The organism is Alkaliphilus serpentinus (genome assembly GCF_009017255.1).
In the GTDB taxonomy this organism is placed as follows: Bacteria; Bacillota; Clostridia; order Peptostreptococcales; family Natronincolaceae; genus Alkaliphilus_D; species Alkaliphilus_D serpentinus.
In genome coordinates this window covers 1-2,950 of the sequence record NZ_WBZB01000068.1, presented here as the reverse complement: position 1 = coordinate 2,950, position 2,950 = coordinate 1, and the positions used below count along the sequence as shown (strand labels likewise).

The 2,950-nt window shown below is 34.0% G+C and carries 4 protein-coding genes; all 4 read left to right on the top strand.

Features of this window, described 5'->3' with window-relative positions:
* The first annotated feature begins 186 nt into the window (after window positions 1–186).
* The 4 genes from F8153_RS15340 to F8153_RS15325 all read left to right on the top strand — a co-directional run bounded on the left by F8153_RS15340 (window position 187) and on the right by F8153_RS15325 (window position 2,794).
* Complete coding sequence (locus F8153_RS15340; RefSeq protein ID WP_151867236.1) at window positions 187–705, top strand: hypothetical protein; 519 nt, start codon at window positions 187–189, stop codon at window positions 703–705.
* A gap of 33 nt (window positions 706–738) precedes the next feature.
* Window positions 739–1,500, top strand: a complete 762-nt coding sequence (locus tag F8153_RS15335) for a transposase (RefSeq protein ID WP_151867235.1) — start codon at window positions 739–741, stop codon at window positions 1,498–1,500.
* 1 nt (window position 1,501) lies between these two features.
* Window positions 1,502–1,906 carry an aminotransferase class I/II-fold pyridoxal phosphate-dependent enzyme gene (locus F8153_RS15330; protein ID WP_279237148.1) on the top strand — a complete coding sequence of 135 codons (405 nt, stop codon included), beginning with the start codon at window positions 1,502–1,504 and terminating at the stop codon, window positions 1,904–1,906.
* Window positions 1,907–2,005: 99 nt separating this feature from the next.
* The gene (locus F8153_RS15325; protein WP_151867233.1) at window positions 2,006–2,794 is read left to right on the top strand and encodes an EFR1 family ferrodoxin; all 789 of its coding nucleotides are present in this window, start codon (window positions 2,006–2,008) and stop codon (window positions 2,792–2,794) included.
* Window positions 2,795–2,950 lie beyond the last annotated feature (156 nt).

The following is a 2,950-nucleotide window of genomic DNA, read 5'->3' as shown; positions in this document are numbered from 1 at the left end:
ATGCTAAGACAAAATCATATTGTTAAGGTACATCTTGCCTTAGGACCAACAGACCTTAGAAATTATGAGAACTCTTTAATTATGGGAACAAAGTTGAAAACAAGAGGTGATTACCAAGTTTTGCATTGCAGAACTTCACATAATAATCCATAGTTAAATTACCAAAAAAGAAAAGATGGTAAAACTATGGAGAAACCTATCAGCGAACTATGTAGTGAAGTACTTAATCAGTTAAAGGAGGCTGGCTATACAGAAAAGGGAATTGCTAAGCATGCTAGTACTTACCGTATGATTATCTCTTTTACAAAATCTAAAGGACAATCATTTTATAGTGAGGAACTAGGAAAAATCTTTGTAATGGAACGATATAAAGCCACTTTTGATAGCAAGAGAGGTTATAACAGCCAATTTGCTAATCAAAAAATAGTTCACTTGGAAAAACTATGGCATTATCAGAATTACGGTACCATATACTTCTCAGCAAGAAGTGGCAAAAAAAAGCCTTTTTGTTGCCCTGAATGTTTTCAGAGGGAGTATGAGGCATTTTGTAGATACTGTCTGGTTCATGATTATTCAGAGGACAGCCGGCGTACCATCATTTACGTGATTAAGAAATTTATATTGTATCTACAAGCACAGAAAATATCCTCTATGAATGACATAGCTGAATGTCAAGGGGACGGGGTTATTGACAACACCTCCTAAGCAGTGATAATCTGATTTAGGAGGTGTATTTATTTGCCAAGAAAAGCAAGAAAGAAAAGCGAAAGCGGGATATACCATATAATAATGCGGGGAATAAATCGACAGAACATATTTGAAGATGATGAAGATCGTCTAAAGTTTTTACAGACATTAGAACAATATAAGGGTAAATCCGGATATGAGGTATACGCATACTGTCTTATGGGAAACCATGTACATCTATTACTTAAAATTGGAGAAGAACCAATAGAACAAGTAATGCGAAGAATTTGCGGAAGCTATGTTTATTGGTACAATTATAAATATCAAAGAGTAGGAAATTTATTTCAAGATAGATTTAAAAGCGAGCCAATAGAAAAAGATGAATATTTATTAATTGTCCAGAGATATATACATCAAAACCCGCTTAAGGCGGGTCTGATTAAAAACGAAGAAAAATACAAGTGGAGCAGCTATTGCGAATACCTTGGAGAAGCAAAGATAGTTAATGTTAACTATATATTTGATATAATAGAGACTGGCAGAGAAAAAGCGGTAGAAATCTTTATTAAATATAACAATGAAGAAAGTAACGATAGCTGCTTAGAGATTAATGGAAAAAATCCAATAATGGACGAAGAGGCAAGAGCTATAATAAAAAAAGTATGCAATGTACATAATGTAACTCAGCTGCAAACATTTGATATATCAACAAGAAATAGATATCTTAAAGAACTCAAGGAAAAGCACAATCTATCAGTAAGACAAATTGAGAGATTAACAGGTATTAATAGGGGAATCATACTAAAAGCATAGGGTGGTCAATAACCCCGTCCCCTTGACACCTCTAGAAAAGCATTTGAAAAAAATGCGTACTATCTATAAAAATCGTAGAAATGCTATGGTTGAGTCCCTTAGCTACAGTCTTAAAGCAAGGCTATCATTTCAGGTGCCTAAAGGGGGATTTTACATGTGGTGTAAAATCAATGAAAGGTTTTCATCAACAAAGCTACTACAGGAGGCTTTAAAGGTTGGAGTTTCCTTTATACCAGGGGAAGGGTTTTACTCTACTTCAGAAAACAAGCAGGAGCTTCGCCTTTGCTTCTCCCAACATAATCAAGAAACAATAATTGAAGGTATATGTAGATTAGAAAAATCAGTTGGTAGACTATCAAAATTTAAGCTATCTAATCCTAAAAGAAATGTAAAACCAATAATTTAAAACTAATAGCAAAACTAATGCTTAGTTTAAAGTAGATGCTATGCACCTTAGGAGTGACTTTATTGTTTGTTATAAAAATAGTTGAAGGGAGTTAATATTATGAAATTAGTGTATTATTTTAGTGGTACAGGAAACTCTTACTATGCTGCTAAAATTATAAGTCAACAACTAGGTGCAACTTTACTACCAGTGCTTTCGTTGAAGAAGGGGGATTCCATCAAGGCGGATTTTTTATGCTTTGTCTTTCCCATATACGATTTTAAAGCACCTAAAAAAGTATTGGAAACAATAGAAAACTTGTCAGAGGTTCAAGCAAACAGTATTGTTGCAATAGCCACGTATGGAGTGGCACTTTCAAAAGCCCTGTACAATTTCAATGAGGTTTTAGAAAAAAAGGGAGCTGGTTTATCACAGGGTTATGGCATTAAGTTTCCCCACAACGCTGTTGGTTCCATCAGCTTAAGCCAAAGTGAAATTTCCAGCAGGCTTAATAAGGCAGAAGAAAAGCTAACACAAATAGTATATAGCATAAAAAATCAAGAATACTCCACCATAGAGAAAACATCATTGTTTGAGGATATGACTATAATTAAACAGATGCCAGTATTACTAAAATTTCTGTATATCCTACTCACTAAAGGTGCTAACTCCCTTAAATTTAATACAACTAAGGATTGCACCAGCTGTGGTCAATGTGTAAAAATATGTCCAGTAGATAATATACAGCTTAAGGGAAGCCTTCCTGTTTTTGGTGATAATTGTACATCATGCTTTGCATGTATTCAATGGTGTCCCCAACATTCAATTCATATGGGAAAATATAGCTTTAAGGAAATTTATATACAGCCCTACCGCCATCCAAAGGTTAAGGCTACAGATTTAATGTAGTAAAGCAATGCATAACATATTTAATCTAGGTTTGGTAATACTACTTTAAACACAATTTAAATTATAACGAGGTGGTTGGACAATTATGAATTTACAATCCGGCAAGTTTTATTGGCCTACAACATTAGAAAATATATAATGAACCCATAGGGTGAG

Excerpts from the sequence above, each read along its gene's own strand:
- F8153_RS15340 (WP_151867236.1), top strand. The coding sequence starts at position 187 with ATGGAGAAACCTATCAGCGAACTATGTAGTGAAGTACTTAATCAGTTA.
- F8153_RS15325 (WP_151867233.1), top strand. The coding sequence starts at position 2,006 with ATGAAATTAGTGTATTATTTTAGTGGTACAGGAAACTCTTACTATGCT.